The sequence below is a fragment of the Mesorhizobium sp. M4A.F.Ca.ET.050.02.1.1 genome, from assembly GCF_003997725.1.
Classification (GTDB): domain Bacteria; phylum Pseudomonadota; class Alphaproteobacteria; order Rhizobiales; family Rhizobiaceae; genus Mesorhizobium.
Window position 1 is genome coordinate 1 of sequence record NZ_RZSG01000611.1, and the last position, 3,716, is coordinate 3,716.

Consider the following 3,716-nt stretch of genomic DNA (forward strand, 5'->3'; position numbering starts at 1 on the left):
GCGGCGGACACCGACGGCATCGACGGCTCGGAGGACAATGCCGGCGCCTTCGCCGATGGCTCGACGGTGGCGCGCATGCGCGCCGCCGGCATCGACGCCAAGGCGATGCTCGCCGGCAACAATGCCTGGACGGCCTTCAATGCGATCGGCGATCTTTTTGTGCCGGGGCCGACGGGCACGAACGTCAATGATTTAAGGGCGATTCTCGTCCGTTAACGCGCGCCGCATTGCCCTTGCGCAAGCGTCGGCGCTGCCCCTCATCCGCCTGCCGGCACCTTCTCCCCGTATAGTGACGGGGAGAAGGCAGCTGGCTACGAAGGGGCAATGAGGGGCGGCGCGAACCTGTCGATGCTTTTCAATCAAAGTTGAATGAGGGCATCCGAAGAGGCGCACCGAAGCATAATTGATCAAACCGCCATCAGCCGCTTCACCTCTCTCATATCCTTGAGGAATCGTTCCCGCTCGGCTTCCTTGTCTTCCTGCTCCCGGATGCGCAGGATGAAGGATGGGTGGATGGTAATGAAGACGCGCAGGCCGTCTTCGCGCTCGATCACCTCGCCGCGCATCTTCGTCACCGGCACCGCCTTGCCGAGCAGCGCCTGCGCCGCGGTCGCGCCGAGCGCCACCACCAGATTTGGCTGGATGAGATCGAGTTCCCTGTCCAGCCACCAACGGCAGGCCTGGATCTCACCGGCATTCGGCTTGGAGTGGATGCGGCGCTTGCCGCGCGGCTCGAACTTGAAATGCTTCACCGCATTGGTGACGTAGGTTTTGCGCCGCTCGATATCGGCATCGTTCAGCGTGGCGTCGAGGATCCTTCCTGCCGGGCCGACGAATGGTTTGCCGGCCACATCCTCCTGGTCGCCCGGCTGTTCGCCGACGAAGATCACCTCGGCATTCTCAGGTCCCTCGCCGAACACCGTCTGGGTGGCGTCGCGCCACAGCGGGCAGCGGCGACAGGGCTTCGCCGCAGCGCGCAGTTCGGCTATCGAAGCATCCTCGCCAAGGACCGGTTTGGCATCGTCCAACCCGCGCCTGACTGGTGCCTTTGCCTGGTTCGTGGCGGCCATCCCATGCCTCATCCATTCCAGGGTGAAATGGACGGGGCGGGCGATGGTTCCGCTCACACCTCGTGCAGATACAGGTGGTAGTCCAGCTCGCTGACAGTGCGGGCGACGCGCAGATATTCGGCCTGCTTGATCGCGACGAATGTCCGGTGCAGATCGGGGCCGAGCGCCTCTTTCAGGAAATCGGACGCCCGCGCCGCCTCGATCGCAGCGCGCCAGTCCACCGGCATGGTGGTGCGCGTTACGGCCGCTTCGTAGCCGTTGCCGGTGGTTTCCGGGCCGGGGTCGAGCCCTTCCTCGATGCCTTTCACAATCCCGGCGAGCACGGTCGCGGCTACGAGATAAGGGTTTGCGTCGACACCCGACGGACGGTGCTCGATGCGGCGGTTCCTGGCGTCGCCAGCCGGCACGCGCAGCGCCACCGAACGGTTGTTGACGCCCCAGGTCGGCGCCACCGGCGCGTAGGATTGCGAAACGAAGCGCCGCCATGAATTGGCATGCGGCGCAAACACCAGCATGGATTCCGCCATGGTCTGGATCAGGCCGCCGAGACCCTGCAGCAGCGGCGGCGACCAGCTCTCGCCACCGGCTTCGGCAAACACATTTTTTCCGGCATCATCTTGCAGCGAAACATGGAAATGCATGCCAGAGCCAGCGTATTTCTCGATCGGCTTGGCCATGAAGCAGGCGGTGACACCGTGGCGGCGCGCCTGCGCCCTGACCAGCCGCTTCAGCATGACGAGGTCGTCAGCTGCCCGCATCACATCCTTGCGGTAGTTGAGCGTCAGCTCGTACTGGCCGGGCGCATATTCGGAAATCACCGTCTCGGCCGGGATGCCTTGTGCGCTGGCGGCGGCATAGATGTCGGAAAACAGCGGCTCCATGCCGTGCAGATGGTCAACCGAATAGACCTCGGTCTTGGCCGAGCGGCGCCCGTCGAGCACGGCATGCGCCGGCTGCACCTTGCCGTCGGCATCGCGCTCATTGGCAAGAAGAAAAAATTCGAGCTCGAAGGCGCCGGCCGGACGCAGCCCCTTGGCCGCCAGGCGCTCGACCTGCCGCTTGAGCGCCAGGCGGGGATCGGACGACATCGGCTGGCCGTCGAGATGGTGCATCGCCATCAGCACCTGGCCGCGCGGCGGGTTGGTGCCATACAGCGGCACCAGCGTGCCGGGGATTGGCCATGCCCTCAGATCGCCATCACCGGTGTCCCAGACCAGGCCGGTCTCGTGCACGTCCTCGCCGGTGATGTCGAGGCCGAGAATCGAGATCGGCAGGTGCCGGCCGGCCTCGAAAATGCCCATCAGCTCGTGCCGGCGCACGATCTTGCCACGGCCGATGCCGTTGGCGTCGGTGAGCACGATGTCGAAGGCCTCGATTTCGGGGTGGGCATCGAGAAAGGCTTTCGCCTCGCGGGGCGTCGAGCCCGAAGGTGAGGTCATGATCGAACTCTGCTTTGGCCTGGCCGCCAATCTTCCGCTGCTTGTCTCATGCCGCAAGCCTTGCCGCAACCGTCGCGAAAGCGGTGATCAGCCTGTTGACCTGAGCCGCCGTCGTGGCCGGCGAGATCAGCATCATATTGTGGAAGGGCGCGATCAGAACGCCCCGGTTGGCCAGCGCGACGTGGATGGCGGCCTCCAGCTCCGGCGCGTGCGCCGCCTCCGCCTCGCCGCCGTTGCGCAGCGGGCCCGGGGCACAGATGAACTCGACCCGGGCGCCGACGCGGGCGACATGCCAGGGCAGACGGTAGCGGTCGATGACGGCCGTCAGCCCGGCATCCAGCCGCCGCGCCAGCCGGTCCATGCGGGCATAGGCTTCCTCGGTCATCACCTCCTCGAGCGCCGCGCGCATGGTGGCGAACTGCAGCGGATTGGCCGACAGCGTCGTGCCCATGCCGGAATAGCCAGGCGCCTTCACCCTGTTGTAGGCGGCGTAGCGGCTGGCGACCTCGTCGCTCAGGCCCCAGACGCTCGCCGGCACGCCGCCGGCCAGCGGCTTGCCAAGCACGAAGAGGTCGGGCTCCAGCCCGTGCTTCCTCGTGTAGCCGCCGGGGCCGGTGGAGATGGTGTGCGTCTCATCGATCAGGAGCAGCGTGCCGGCGGCACGGGTGAGGCGCCGCAGCGCGTCGTGGAAGCCCGGTTCCGGCAGCACCATGCAGGAGTTGGTCAGCACCGGCTCGGTGATGACGCAGGCGACATCCCTGTCCGCAAGCGCCGCTTCGAGCGCGGCGATGTCGTTGAATTCGACGATCTTCGTTGCCCGGGTGAGATCGCGGAATTCGCCGGCGAGCCCCGGCCGGTTCACCGGTTTGCCGTCGATCAGCCGCACCATCGTCTCGTCGACCGAGCCGTGGTAGCAGCCGTTGAAGACCAGGATCTTCTCCCGGTTGGTGACGGCGCGGGCAACGCGTAGCGCGAAACGGTTGGCGTCGGTCGCGGTGGTGGCAATCTGCCAGAAGGGCAGGCCGAAGCGCTGCTGGAGCAGCGGGCCGATGGCCAACGCATCCTCGCTGGGCAGCATATAGGTCAGGCCGCGCCCGGACTGCCGGCGGATGGCGCGGGCGACCGGCGGCGGCGAATGGCCGAACATCGAACCGGTGTCGCCGAGGCAGAAATCGTCCAGCCGGTTGCCGTCGATGTCGGTGATGGT

The 3,716-nt window shown here is 66.3% G+C and carries 4 protein-coding genes; 1 reads left to right on the forward strand and 3 read right to left on the reverse strand.

The features are described from left to right. Nucleotides 1–216 (forward strand): MOFRL family protein (locus EOA33_RS27870; RefSeq protein WP_281033562.1); only part of this gene is annotated, 216 nt, incomplete at its 5' end. Between the two features lie 191 nt (nt 217–407). On the opposite strand, the gene EOA33_RS27875 is transcribed toward EOA33_RS27870, so the two are convergent. The 3 genes from EOA33_RS27875 to EOA33_RS27885 form a co-directional block, all read right to left on the reverse strand. Further along, entirely contained in the window at nt 408–1,070 is a 663-nt protein-coding gene (locus EOA33_RS27875; protein WP_127407106.1) for a UdgX family uracil-DNA binding protein, read from the reverse strand. A gap of 53 nt (nt 1,071–1,123) precedes the next feature. Next, entirely contained in the window at nt 1,124–2,509 is a 1,386-nt protein-coding gene (locus EOA33_RS27880) for a glutamine synthetase family protein (protein ID WP_127407107.1), read from the reverse strand. Nucleotides 2,510–2,555: 46 nt separating this feature from the next. Then, nucleotides 2,556–3,716: aspartate aminotransferase family protein (locus EOA33_RS27885; RefSeq protein ID WP_145989312.1), on the reverse strand; the 1,161-nt coding region annotated here is incomplete at its 5' end.